Origin of the sequence: Burkholderia sp. BCC1208 (assembly GCF_902833095.1) — a bacterium.
Taxonomy (GTDB): domain Bacteria; phylum Pseudomonadota; class Gammaproteobacteria; order Burkholderiales; family Burkholderiaceae; genus Burkholderia.
The window spans coordinates 266299-278811 of sequence record NZ_CADFDY010000004.1; the positions used below are offsets into that span (position 1 = coordinate 266299).

General features: G+C 65.7%; 10 protein-coding genes. 5 read left to right on the plus strand and 5 right to left on the minus strand.

Annotated features, from left to right (window positions below):
• Window positions 1-14 precede the first annotated feature (14 nt).
• From HWX09_RS11485 to HWX09_RS11495, 3 genes are read left to right on the plus strand one after another with little or no spacing between them, the layout of a single operon-like run.
• Window positions 15-1649, plus strand: a complete 1635-nt coding sequence (locus HWX09_RS11485; protein ID WP_027781536.1) for a hypothetical protein — start codon at window positions 15-17, stop codon at window positions 1647-1649.
• Window positions 1646-2989, plus strand: a complete 1344-nt coding sequence (locus tag HWX09_RS11490; RefSeq protein ID WP_230469044.1) for a DUF6765 family protein — start codon at window positions 1646-1648, stop codon at window positions 2987-2989. The genes HWX09_RS11485 and HWX09_RS11490 overlap by 4 nt, the downstream gene beginning before the upstream one ends.
• 16 nt (window positions 2990-3005) lie before the next feature.
• On the plus strand, window positions 3006-4526 hold the full coding sequence (locus HWX09_RS11495; RefSeq protein WP_027781534.1) for a hypothetical protein: 1521 nt from the start codon (window positions 3006-3008) through the stop codon (window positions 4524-4526).
• Here HWX09_RS11495 and HWX09_RS11500 read toward each other — a convergent pair.
• Together HWX09_RS11500 and HWX09_RS11505 are read right to left on the minus strand one after the other, a co-directional pair.
• The gene (locus tag HWX09_RS11500) at window positions 4489-5424 is read right to left on the minus strand and encodes an AraC family transcriptional regulator (RefSeq protein ID WP_027781533.1); all 936 of its coding nucleotides are present in this window, start codon (window positions 5422-5424) and stop codon (window positions 4489-4491) included. The genes HWX09_RS11495 and HWX09_RS11500 overlap by 38 nt on opposite strands.
• Before the next feature lie 262 nt (window positions 5425-5686).
• A complete protein-coding gene (locus HWX09_RS11505; protein WP_027781532.1) occupies window positions 5687-6538 on the minus strand; it encodes an alpha/beta hydrolase in 852 nt (283 codons plus the stop codon).
• Between the two features lie 303 nt (window positions 6539-6841).
• Here HWX09_RS11505 and HWX09_RS11510 point away from each other — a divergent pair, with 303 nt between their 5' ends.
• Both HWX09_RS11510 and HWX09_RS11515 read left to right on the plus strand, forming a co-directional pair.
• Window positions 6842-7981 carry a helix-turn-helix domain-containing protein gene (locus HWX09_RS11510; protein ID WP_027781531.1) on the plus strand — a complete coding sequence of 380 codons (1140 nt, stop codon included), beginning with the start codon at window positions 6842-6844 and terminating at the stop codon, window positions 7979-7981.
• On the plus strand, window positions 7978-8823 hold the full coding sequence (locus HWX09_RS11515; RefSeq protein ID WP_027781530.1) for a GSU2403 family nucleotidyltransferase fold protein: 846 nt from the start codon (window positions 7978-7980) through the stop codon (window positions 8821-8823). Before HWX09_RS11510 ends, HWX09_RS11515 begins: the two co-directional genes overlap by 4 nt.
• Before the next feature lie 22 nt (window positions 8824-8845).
• On the opposite strand, the gene HWX09_RS11520 is transcribed toward HWX09_RS11515, so the two are convergent.
• Genes HWX09_RS11520 through HWX09_RS11530 form a run of 3 tightly spaced genes read right to left on the minus strand, consistent with a single transcriptional unit; the run spans window position 8846 to window position 12447 of the window.
• Window positions 8846-9175: a DUF3579 domain-containing protein gene (locus HWX09_RS11520; RefSeq protein WP_027781529.1), complete on the minus strand. Its 330-nt coding sequence runs from the start codon at window positions 9173-9175 to the stop codon at window positions 8846-8848.
• Window positions 9176-9200: 25 nt separating this feature from the next.
• The gene (locus tag HWX09_RS11525; RefSeq protein ID WP_027781528.1) at window positions 9201-10562 is read right to left on the minus strand and encodes a sigma-54 dependent transcriptional regulator; all 1362 of its coding nucleotides are present in this window, start codon (window positions 10560-10562) and stop codon (window positions 9201-9203) included.
• On the minus strand, window positions 10552-12447 hold the full coding sequence (locus tag HWX09_RS11530; RefSeq protein ID WP_027781527.1) for an ATP-binding protein: 1896 nt from the start codon (window positions 12445-12447) through the stop codon (window positions 10552-10554). The genes HWX09_RS11525 and HWX09_RS11530 overlap by 11 nt, the downstream gene beginning before the upstream one ends.
• Window positions 12448-12513 lie beyond the last annotated feature (66 nt).

A 12513-nucleotide genomic window follows, 5' to 3' on the forward strand; every position in this document is an offset into this window, starting at 1 on the left:
GGAAGGAGACAACGATGCAATCACCGATTCGCGCAGCGTTCGCGCTGTCGCTCTGCATGTTCGTGCTGGCCGGCTGCGGCGGAGAAGCCGACGACACGCCGGCGGCCACATCCGGCGTGTCCGTGGCCGACTATGTCGTGCCGCGCGTGCCGAGCTGCAGCCTGGGCGATATGCCCGAGACCGCGCTGCAGGGGCAGGTGCCGGCCGCGCTTCGCCAGGCCGGCTTCGGCGGCTTCAACTGCAACCTCAAGCGCGTCAGCCAGGTTCAGGGCGAAGGCGCGTCGTGGTCGGCCGCCACGTATACCGACAGGAAAGGCCAGACCTGCTTCTATCACGCGACGATGGGCGCGAGCGCGCTGTTCAACAATCCCGATGCGCCGCCGCGCGTGAACCCGGGCGTGCCGGTGATCGACATCACCAACCCGGCGCAGCCAGTGCGGGTGAGCTCGCTGACGTCCACGTCGATGATCGATCCGTGGGAGTCGCTGCGCGTGAACGTCGCGCGCGGGATCCTCGCCGCCGACAACGGCCTGGGCGGCGGTGGCGGCCCGGAGATCGACCTGTACGACATTGCTTCGGATTGCACGCGGCCGCAGTTGCTGGCGAGCGTGCCCGTCGGCACGGGCGCGGACGGAGGCATCGTACCGACCACCCGGTCGCTCGGTCACGAAGGCGGATTTTCGCCGGACGGGCTGACCTATTACGTCGGCGGCGCCTTCACGAAAAGCTACTACGCGGTCGACCTGACCGTGCCGACCCGGCCGAAGATGATTTCCGCGATCAGCCTGTCGGATCTGGGCATGGGCAGCTTTTCGCACGGGCTGTCGGTGAGCCAGGACGGGACGCGTGCGTACTTCGTCGCGTCGGGGAACGGCGGCGCGGCCGTCGGCATGGGCGCGCCGCCGCTGAACGACGCGAACGCGACCGGCGACAACGGCTTTTTCGTCGTCGATACCAGCGAAGTGCAGAGCCGGCGTCCCAATGCGCAGATGCACCGGATCGCGACCGTGCCGGTGCGGAACGGCAGCGTCGCGCAACATACGATCTCGTTCGCTGTGGCGGGAAAACCGTATCTGATCGAAGTCGACGAGGGCGGCGGGGGCGGGCTGCAGGATCCGGGCGCAACGGCCGTCAAGGCCGCGTGCAATGCCGGCGTGGCGCCGTTCCCGATGGGGCACATCTACGACATGTCCAACGAAGCTGCGCCGCGGCTGGTGTCGGAACTCCGGCTCGAAACGCACGCGATCGCGAACTGCAGCAAGGTCATTCCCGATATCGCCGGCCTGACCACATTCACGTACGGCGCGCACTACTGCAGCGTCGACAATCGGCAGAACGCGACCGCGCTCGCGTGCAGTTACTTCAACTCCGGCATTCGCGTCTTCGACATTCGCGATCCGTCGAAGCCGAAGGAGATCGCGTACTACAACCCGGCTTCCGTGAAGTCGCCCGGCGCGGGCTCGGCGCATCTGATGTTCGGTCAGTACCGTGCGGGCGGGCCGGACTGGTGCGCGTCGCGTCTCGATTTCGATTTCGACCGCCGTCTGCTGACCACCGCGTGCCAGGACAACGGCATGCTCGTGCTGTCGTTCGAGAACGGCAGTTGGCCGTTCCCCGAAAGCACGAAGGCGACGGAGATCGGCAATTGATACGCTTTCGCCGTGGTCTGCTGGTTTGCGCGATTGCGCTCGCGATGCCGCTGACGTGTGCCGGTTTCGAGGCCGACGTGCACTTCGGCCTCACGCTGTGGCTCGCACGGCAGGCCGGCTTCGCGCCGCGCGACGCCGACGCCATTGCGCTCGCGGATCAACGCATCGATGCAGGATCGATCGAGTACATGACGTCGCCGTTGCAGTACGCGTGCTTGTCGCGCTTCGTTCCCGATGCCGTCGATGCGCAGGCTCGGCACTATCCGGGCGCGCGCAGCGTGCCGGCCGATGCACAGGCAAGAACGGTCGTACCCGGTGGGCCGGCTGCGCTCGCGCCCGTCGACGCGGCGCTCCGCAAGGCCGGCGGCGGCAAGGCCGCGTTCATGCTCGGCGAATTCGGCCGCGCGCTCCATGGCTGGCAGGATTCGTGGGCGCATCGTGGTGTGCCGTCCGTTCCGGACTGGAACCGTGACGGCATCGCGTGCGATGCCGGTCTGGCGATGGCGGCGCCGCTCGATCGACACACATCGTCCAGCCACGCGGCGGATCTGACCTGGCGTCGGGCGGCCGACGTGGAAGCAATGGCGCAGGCGACCTATCTTCAGATGATCAGGTATCCGAATATCGATGGAACGGCGCGGCAGGCGGCACCCTGGGATCAGGTCCGGCAACGGCTCCCCGGCTTCGTCGCTGCGCGAACGAAGCGCGCGAAGTCGGACTGGTTCGTCGCGAACGGCATCGCGGATACGTCGTTTCTCGACGGTATCAGCCTGCCCGACGGGCCGGCGTGGAAAGCCGTCCGATGGCACGGGCGGCGCGATCTGCCCGCACTGCTGCCGTCGGCGATGCAGGCTGGCGTCGACAAGGACATCGTCGATTTCTACACGCGCTTTCTCAGCGACTGGGTCACGACGTCGCCGGTCGACAAGCGCTGGCTGCCCGCGCTTTCGGCCGAGCACGGGAAGAAGCCCGACGATGCACTGGTCAACGCGCTCGTCGGATGGAGACTGAGGGATCACGGCGCTTATCTGGCCGTCGAAGGGTTGCCGCATTCGACGACGCATTCGCCCGCACCTGCACCTGCGCGCAATCGCGCATCGTTCGAGGTGTTCAGGTCGTTGAACGACGCCGTGCTCCCGCTGATCGTCGAAGGCGAGAAACCGTCCCCCGTCCTGCCTTTCGTGGTATTTGCGCTACCGCGCTCGAGTGCCGGCAACCCGCGCGCCGTTGCACTCATCAAATTGCTCGACGCGCCGTACGACACCGTGGGGATCGTGTCGGAGAAGCGCGACGGAGTCGGCTGGAAGGTGACGGGGTGGGTCTCGTCGGCTGACTACTAATCGGGAGGACGTCGAAATGCGTGAAGATATCGTGCATCAATCGGCGCGCGCGAGCGGCCACTTCGAAGGTGCCGCATTGCGCAGAAAAGGACGGCTGCCTTCTGGGCTCGCATGGAGTGGGCTGTGCATGCCGACCTGCGCGAGCGCCCACGCATGGAATATCCCGTACTACCTTCCGGTGCCGTTGTGGTTGTATGCGTATGCCGCAACGGGCACGCTGATGGTGTCGTTCATGATCCTGGCGTTTGCGTCGGGCACGCGCGCACCCGAGCCGGGAAGTCGATCAGGATCCCGAAAGAAATCGATACGAATCCCGGTTTCTCTGGTGAACGCCGCGCAAATCGCGAGTGCGGTATTCGTCGCGCTCCTGGTCTTGGCCGGCCTCGCGGGAACCGCGAATCCGTTCCTGAACCTGGCGATGTCGGGCTTCTGGATCTGGTTCTATCTGGGCGCTTTGTATGTCAGCGCGATACTGGGCGACGTTTATACATTCACCAATCCGTTTGCGCTGCTGTTGCGGATCGCCGCGCGCTATTTTCCCGTCCTGGAACGCGGGCGCTATCGTTATCCGCAACATCTTGCCTCGTGGCCCGCGTTGGGCGGCTATATCGCGCTCATCGCGCTGGAGCTGTTCGGTGCAGGGCGCCCCCGGGACGTCGGTCTGTTCCTCGTCGCGTATGCCGCGTATGCGCTGATCGGTGCGTTCTGTTTCGGGCGCGAGCGTTGGCTCGACCACGGCGATACGTTCGGCGTGCTGTGCAGACTATGCGCGAAGCTGTCGCCGCTGAAATGGCGTCGGGCAGCGCGTCGTCACGTGATCGTGGAACCGAGAAACCCGATTGCGGACATGTCGTGCGACGGGCCGGCGGATACCAGCGTCGTCGCCTTTCTGTCGTTCATGCTGTCGTCGACGGCCTACGACGGCTTGCGCGATACGGCTACGTGGCACGCGTTTTTCTGGCGCAGCATCTATCCGCACGTCGTCGATCTGTTTCCGTCGCTCGGCCGGCACTACGCTTTTTCAGCGGACATCCTGCTGACCTGGCAATGGCTGGCGTTCGCGATCATCGGCATCGCGTACTACCTGGTGTTCCGCGGCTGTTGCACGCTGGGCGCGATCAGTTCGCGTTCGCCGTCGGGCGGAGCGCCGTTCTCGCGGCAGTTCTGCCTGATACTGCTGCCGATCGCGTTCTTCTACAACGTCTGCCATTACTTCACGCTGTTCTGGGGCGAGGGGCGGCAGATCGTCCAGCTCGCCTCCGATCCGCTCGGGCTCGGGTGGAATCTACTGCCGGTGGCGCCCGCGGCCGATCAGGTGTCGGCGGCCCAGGCGCTCATCGACGTCGGATACATCTGGCATGCGCAGGTTCTCCTGATTCTCGCCGGGCACATCGTGAGCGTGATGCTCACGCATGCGATTGCAGTACGGAGCGGCAGTCCGGCCGGAAGAGCGACCGTCGGCCAGTTGCCGCTGCTCGTGCTGACGATCGCATTGACGATCAGCGGCCTGTGGATTCTCTCGCTTCCACTGGCGTAGCGGTCGCGGTGCGCGGCTTGAGTGCGGAGGGCGACATGCCCCACCGCTTGCGGAATGTCGCCGAAAAGTGGCTCGCCGACGAGAAGCCGCAGTCGAGCGCGGCTTCCGTCACGTCGCAGGATCCGCGCTCGATCAGGCGGCGGGCGGCTTGAAGGCGGCTCTCGATGATGTACTGGTGCGGCGTCAGTCCGTTGGCTTTTCTGAAGCTCCGGATGAACGAATAGAGATCGCCCGGGTAGCCGACCGCATCGGCCACCATCATCAGCGTCAGTGGACTGCGGAAATGGTCCCTGATGTACTCGCCGGCCTTGTGCATCATGCCCGCATGCGCATATTGCTTCGCCTGCGGCCGCGACTCCAGGTGCAGCATGCGATGCAGCGCGGCCGTGCCGAGCGCTTCCGCATAGGTCGGGCCCTGCGGCATCCCCGCGACGGCGTCTTCATGGAGGCTGCGGACGATCTGCGCGAGCAGGTCGTCGATCACGTTCATCCGGAGCGCGGCCGACGCGAACCAGACGTCGCTTTGCAGCCCCGTCCGCGCCAGCCATGACGGTTCGAAGTGGACGCTGATCCACTCGATTTCATCGGACCATCGGCCGGAAAACGAGAAGCCGGGTGGAACATAAGCCAGCGGCCCGTGAACGCGGGTCGGCGCCCACCGGCCGTTGTTCGTTCGCAGCTCGAGTGTCGCAGGCGCCTGCAGGTACATGCCCAGGATCGGGCCGGTCGTCTCCAGATCGACGATTTCCGTGGCGCCGGCGATGTAGTGCTCGATCGAGACCGCGGCGAATGACGGTGCGACGGGCTGCCTTGTCCACTTGTGCGGCGGATGCCAACTGACGCGGCTTCCGTTCGGCGCAATCGCGCAGACGTCCCTCATGGCTGGCCGGCTGATCACGCGTTCTCCTTTCGTCTGATCTGGCGAGCGGTTCCCGAGATGCGATTCGATGCCGCGATGGCATCGCGCAAGCGAACCCACTGTAGGCCGCGATACTTACTCGATGCTTACCTGGCGGCGTGTGTGAGTCGGGGCGGCATCGATGGCATGACGCCGAGGGGTGCGAAACGATTCGATGCGGGCGGCGCACGTCGTTTCGGTTCGGTCGCGGGTAGTGCGACGACAGCGGGAAAGACGGGCGGCGCACGTGCCGCCCGCGACGTTACGCGGCGACGAACTCGTGCACGTAACGGTTGAACACCGCGGGGCTTGCCGCGTTCATTCCGTGCGATGCGCCGGCGACGGTCTGCCGCTGCGCGTTGCCGATCCACTGCTGCAGCGTGTCGACGTTGTTTCGGAACATCTTCGGGCTGCGCTGGCCGTCGATCAGCAGCGTGCGGCAGGCGATATCGCCTGCGGTTTCGGCCGAATACGCGGGCAGCGGATCGCGCAGTTGCTTCGGCAGCGTGCTTGCATTGTCGATCGCCATCGTGCGAAACCGCGACGTGCTCTTCTTCCATGCGCCGGGCAGGCTCACGGAATCGACGAATATCTCGAGACCGACTTCTACGTCGCCTTGCTCGATCAGGTTCACGGCTTTCGTGCGCAGCGCGATCGCGGCGGCGGGCAATGCGGCTTCGCGCACGCCCGGCTGTTGCAGCGGACCGCCCGGATCGGCGAGCGTCAGCGACTCGACGAGGTGCGGATGCTGGCGCGCGACGTTGAACGCGACGCTGCCGCCGCGCGAATGACCGACGAGGTGCACGGCGCCGAGATCGAGCGCGTCGATGAATTCAGCGAGCTCGTCGACGTGGTTCTGCCAGCTGAACTCGTCCTGGATGCCCGCTTCGACGGCCGGCCAGTAGTGGCTCAGGCTCGGCGCGATGCAGCGGTAGTGTGCCGACAGCGACGCGAGCTGCGGATCCCAGTAACGGTAGTCGCACAGCGAACCGTGCACGAACACCATCGGCGCGCCGCTGCCCCGCTCGACATACGGCAGGCTGATGCCTGACGAAAGCGTCGCAAATTGCAGGTCGGGGTTCGCGAGCACGGACGGCTCGATTCGCATGTTCATGACTGAAACTCAAAGGTGCGTCAACACGACGCAACTATGCATCACGGCGAGCTGCAAGGAAAACGCATAATTTTCATCGTGACGATCAATTTTATTGATGACTCGGCTGGAAACCCTTGTCGGACTGAGAGGGCTGACGATTCGCACACCACTCGTCTGCATCCGTGTTCAGTCCCTATATCAACATTAACGGTGTGAGAGCGATGGCGAATGAGCGACGCTTGCGGCGCGCTCGAGATGGTCATAACATGGCCATGTAATTTAACACGCCCAAGTGATTTCACTTGGCCAAGTGAGTTTTATATGAAAACGCTGCCAAATCCTATGCCGGCGCGCATTGCGCTCGACGCTTTCCGGACATTGTTCGAGAAAGCAGACGGTTGGCGCGTGGTCGAGGAGAGTGCGGTACCGGATCATGTCGGGGATCTCATCCTGAGCAATGACAAGGGCCAAACGTACGTCGCGAACCTCAAGACGTTCAACGAGGGACGCGCCGATCGCGTTACCGCGCTATTTGCTCAGGCGCTCCTCGAGGCACGTGCATACGCGAAACGACAGAACATGCGGCCCGCGATTCTGATTTGGGTTGGTAGTGCTCCGCCGTCGCTCATCCAGCGATTGGCCGATTTTCACGCCGAGTTCGCCGGCGGTGAGCCCTTCGCCGTGCTCTCGGCCGACGGAACGCGATATGTCCGGTTTCCGGGACTGGATATTTCCGAGCGTCCGGGTCAGGCGACTCGCTCCTACAGCAGCAGTCGCAGTATCCAGTCGGGGCTGGCATTCTCGGATCTGAACCAGTGGATGCTGAAGCTCCTGCTCGCGATCGATATAAAGAGAGAGAATTTCATCGGTGCGGAGGGCCGGCAATACACCACGGCAACCGACCTCGCGCGTGCAGCCGGTGTTTCGGTCATGACGGCGACGCGGCTGGTCCATGCACTCAAACAGGAAGGCTTCATCGAGACGAAGCCGTTCCTGAAGATCGTGCAACGGCGCAAACTCGCACAACGCTGGAAGGCTGAATACCAGAGGCCGGCAGCGGCAATGCCGATGAAGTTTCTTTTGCCGGCCGCGCCGGACGTCCAGTTACGCAAGATGCTCAAAAATGAGGGCGGCACGCTTGGCCTTTTTGCCGCGGCCGATGCACTCGGCGTCGGCCATGTCAGCGGCGTCCCGCCAACCGTCTGGGTCCCTAGTCTGATGGAAGCCGAAAACTGGCGACCGCTGCGTCGGGCCAAAGACGGCGAACGCCCCGATCTCGTCTTGCAACAGCCTGGCTTTCCCCAATCACTGGGGCGGGGCGTCGTCTACCGCGACGGGTTGCCGGTCACGGACATCATCCAGATCTGGCTCGACGTTTCCGCTCACCCGGCGCGCGGGGCAGAGCAGGCCGCTGAACTGGAGCACGGCGTGCTCGCGAACGTGACTGGAGAAGGTGCATGAGCGAATTGGCCGACTTCAGCAATCTCGCGATGACGTTGGCGCCGTGGCGAGCCAGGATCGTTTTCATCGGAGGCTGGGCTTTTCGGCTCTATTCGTATGAGCCGCGTGCCTGGAAGCCCGACCACAAGCCAATCTTCACGCAGGATGCCGACGTCGCGTATGCAGAGCGCGAAGTGCTCGAAGGAGATATCAAGAGGGCGCTCGAAAGTGCGGGCTTCAAGGAGGAACCGAATTTCGCCGGCGGGTTCAAGCCACCGGCGATGCGTTACACCCTCGGCAAGCAAGCCAACGGGTTTTACGCGGAATTTCTCACGCCGCTGACAGGTAGCCCCTTGCGGCGCAACAAGGCCACGAGGCGGATGGAGCCGGACGCAACGGAGGCGAATGCCGGTGTTGTCGCACAGAAGCTGCGCCATCTCGAGATACTGCTGCACGAACCATGGCTCGTGACGATTCCCGCCGAGGAGTCTGGGTGTGGCGATGCGCTGGTCGATCTGCGTATTCCCAATCCGGTGAGCTTCATGATCCAGAAGCTGCTGATTCGTGACGACAGGATTCCGGAAAAGCGCGCTCAGGATGTGCTTTACATCCACGATGCGATGCTCCTTTTTGGCGGCGCAATCGAGGACGAGCTTGTCCCGATCTGGAGGCGCCTCGAACCCACGTTATCGGATGCTCAGCGCAGGTCCATCGATGCGGGCGTCGGCGCATTTTTCACTGAAGTGAACGACACCATTCGTGCAGCGGCGGACATCCCGCGGCCTGACCGACAGATCGAGCCCGAGGATTTACTCAGGCTGTGCAAGAACGGTTTCGAAGCGCTCTTCGGTGAAGTGCCCTAGAGCGCCGGCCGCCGCCCGCGCGTCATCGCACCACCAACACCGGCACACCCCGAACCTCGACCGGCAGATCATTGTCCGCCGCAAACCGCATCGCGAACTCGAACGCATCGGCACACACATCGCGCAATTCGTCCGACACGAACAGGCATTTGGCGCCGCCATCGACGACCGGCATCGCGAGCCGCGACAGCGCGCACGGATAGCCGGGCCGCCGTTCGCCGACGAACAGCGTGATGACGCCCGCGAGGCGCTCGGGCCAGTCGCTCGGGCGAAAGGTTTTCTGCGCGTGCGTGACGCCGCGGATCAGGTGGCCGGCGAGACGGCCGCGTTCGGTGATGTCGATGCGATCCATGCTGGTGTGCGTATCCTCGTTCGCGTCATTCGCCGCCGTCGGCCGCCGCGTCGCCGCGCGCGGGAATCCGCAGGTTGCGCAGCTTGTGATAGAGCGTTTTCTTCGGCATGCCGAGCGCCTCGCTCGCGTCCGCGACGTTGCCGTTGTGACGCCGCAGCATGTCCTCGATCAGCATCCGCTCGAAATACGCGAGCTGTTCCGCGAGCGTGCTGCCGGCCGTCGGCGCGCCGCCGGACGAAAGCAGGCTGTCGCCAGTCAGCCCGAGCACGAAGCGGTCGGCCACGTTCTGCAGTTCGCGCACGTTGCCGGGCCACGCGTGCGTCATCAGTTCGGACACCTGCGCGGCGGTGACGACCGGCGCCGGCTGCCCGAAGCGCCGCGCGGCCGCGAGCACGAAATGCTCGAACAGCAGCGGCACGTCCTCGCGCCGCTCGCGCAGCGGCGGCAGCTCGATCTGCGCGACGTTGAGGCGATACAGCAGGTCTGCACGAAAGCGCCCGTCGGCAGCGAGTTCGGCGAGATCGGCCTTCGACGCGGCCACCACGCGGCAATCGACCTGAATCAGGTCGTTCGCGCCGAGCCGCTCGATCACGCGCTCCTGCAGCACGCGCAGCATCTTGATCTGCAGCGCGATCGGCATCGTCTCGATCTCGTCGAGGAACAACGTGCCGCCGTCCGCCCATTCGATCTTGCCGATGCGTTTCTTGATCGCGCCGGTGAACGCGCCGGCCTCGTGGCCGAACAGTTCGCTTTCGAAAATCTGCTCGGGCAGGCCGCCGCAGTTCAGCGCGACGAAATGCGCATCGCGCCGACCGCCGAAGTCGTGCAGGCTGCGCGCGATCAGCTCCTTGCCAGTGCCCGTCTCGCCGGTGATCAGCACCGATACCGACGTGTCGGCGAGGCGCAGGATCTTCTTGCGCACGTCGGCGATCGCGGGCGACTTGCCGAGCACGAACGCCTCGATGCCCTGCCAGTTGTTCAGCGCCGCACGCAGCCCCTGCACCTCGAGCGTGAGCCGGCGCTTCTCGACCGCACGCGCGACGCGGCCGGCGATCAGGTCCGACGAGAACGGCTTCTCGATGAAGTCGTACGCGCCGACCTGCATCGCGCCGACGGCCGTGGAGATGTCCGCGTGGCCGCTGATCAGCACGACCGGGATCTGCGCATCGACGGCCATCACGCGGTCGAGCAACTGCAGCCCGTCGATGCCCGGCATCCGCACATCCGACACGATCACCACCCGCGCGCCGGGCGCGACGTGGGCGAGTGCGTCGGCGGCCGACGCGAACGCGTCGACCGGGAACCCGGCGAGCGCGACGGCCTGCTCGACGCCGATCCGGACGTTCTCATCGTCCTCGACGACCAGCACCCGAATCTCATCTTCCATGCTCTGTCCTTTGTTGCGGCGTCGCCGCCGCGAATTCGATGGTGAACTGCGCGCCTCCTTCGTCGCGGTTCGCCGCGGCGATCTTCGCGCCGAACGCCTCGACGATGCGCGACGTGATCGCGAGGCCCAGCCCGAGACCCTGGCCGCGCGGCTTGGTCGTGACGAACGGCTCGAACAGGTGCGGCAGCACGTCGGGCGCGATGCCGGCGCCGCTGTCGGCCACAGTGAAACGCACGCGGCCGGCGTCGTCCGCACCGTCCGCTTCGGCTGCCTCGATGACGATGCGGCGCACCGGTGCGTCGTGCACCGCGTCGAGCGCGTTGCCGAGCAGGTTCACGATCACCTGCTGCAACTGGCTCGATTCGGCCGATACCGTCGTGCCGGGCGCGATGTTCACGTCGAGCCGCACGCCTTCGTCGCGAATGCGCGCATCGTAGATGAGCCGCGCATGCGCGACGGCCTCGTTCAGCGACACCGCGACGCGCTCGACGTCGGGCTTGCGCGCGAAAGTCTTCAACTCGCCGGTGAGCACGGCCATGCCGTCGACCAGCTTGCCGACCCGTTCGAGGTTCGCGAGCGCCGGCGCCGGCTGGCCGCGTTCGAAGAACGTGCGCGCGTTGTCGCACAGCGTGCGGATCGCGACGAGCGGCTGGTTCAGCTCGTGCGTGAGGCCGGCGGCCATCTGCCCGAGCACCGCGAGCTTGCCCGCGTGCACGACTTCCTGCTGCGACGCGCGCAGGCGCTGCTCGGTGCGTTCGCGCTCGACGATCTCGCGCTGCATCCGCTCGTTCGCGGCCGTCAGCGCGGCCGTGCGCTGCGCGACCGTCAGTTCGAGCCGGTCGTTCGCGCGGCGCAGCGCGTCCTGCGCGCTCAGCCGCGCGATGATCGCCCGGCGGCGCTGGATGGCATAGCCGACCAGCAGCGCGACGATCAGGAACGCGCCGGTGACGAACACGAACGCCGTCTGCTGCTGGCGCCGCGCGCCGGCGATGTCGAGCAGCACCATCAACGAATCGCCGGCCTGCGGCGCGGGGCGCGACATCACGAGATAACGCGTGGTGCGGCCGGCGTGACGCGGATCGGGGAAGGTGCCGAACCAGGCGGCCGAGCTGCGATCGCCGATGCGGCGATAGGGCAGTGCGTCGACGGTGCGGCCCGCGTACTGGCGCGACGCCTGGATGTCGCGCTGCTGCTGCGCGGTGATCGGGCGCAGCGCGGTAAATTTCCACGCGGGCTCGGTCGAGATCACGACCACGCCGTTGCTGTCGACCACCAGCGCGGCGACGCCCGGCGCGCGCCACGCCGATTCGAGCGGGTCGACGCTGATCTTCACGGCGGCCACGCCGATCGGTACGCCGTCGCTGCGCACCGCGCTCGCGAAATAGACGCCCGGCACGCCGGTGTTGGTGCCGATGCCGAAGAAGCGGCCGCTGCCGCGCGCGAGTGCGTCCTTGAAGTACGGCCGGTACGACACGTTGGTGCCGACGAAACTGATCGTCTCGTTCCAGTTGCTGGCGGCGATCACGTCGCCTTGCAGATCGATCACGTCGACCGCGCCGCTGCCCGCGTCGCGATTCACGGCTTCGAGGTAGGTGTTCACCGCATGCGCGAGCTCGGACGCATCGTTCGGCGCGGCTTTCAGCATCGCCCGCACGCCGTCCTGCCGCGCGACCAGGCCGGGCAGGATCTCGAAGCGGCCGAGCTCGCTCTTCAGGCTCGACGCGTACAGGTCGAGCCGGTGCGCGCCGGCCTCCTCGAGCGCGTCGATCGCGCGTTCCCACGCGAAATCGACGGCCGCACCGGCTACGCCGACATACAGCACCGCGGCCGATGCCCAGCCCCACCACGGGATTCCCTTGAAGCTCTTCTGCACGTTCGCCCTCATCGAAGCTCGCCACCGGCCGTCCGTCACCGGCCGTCCGCTACCGGGTCGTCCACAACCGGCCGTCCG